Source organism: Streptomyces olivaceus, assembly GCF_000721235.1.
In the GTDB taxonomy this organism is placed as follows: Bacteria; Actinomycetota; Actinomycetes; order Streptomycetales; family Streptomycetaceae; genus Streptomyces; species Streptomyces olivaceus.
Genome location: NZ_JOFH01000174.1, coordinates 1 through 225, shown reverse-complemented (window position 1 = coordinate 225; position 225 = coordinate 1). Strand labels below are relative to the sequence as shown.

1 pseudogene is annotated in these 225 nt (G+C 72.4%); it reads left to right on the top strand.

Annotated elements, in window-relative coordinates:
• Positions 1 to 225 (top strand): annotated as a pseudogene (locus tag IG94_RS39560) (glucose-6-phosphate isomerase); the annotation flags it as partial.

Sequence of the window (225 nt, the reverse complement as noted above, 5' to 3'; positions counted from 1 at the left end):
CGGCGAGCGGATCAACATCACCGAGGACCGCGCCGTGCTGCACACCGCGCTGCGCGCGCCGCGGGACGCGGTGATCGAGGTCGACGGCGAGAACGTCGTGCCGAAGGTGCACGCCGTCCTCGACAAGATGGCCGCCTTCGCCGGGCGGGTGCGCTCCGGCGAGTGGACCGGTCACACCGGCCGGCGCATCCGCAACGTCGTCAACATCGGCATCGGCGGCTCCGA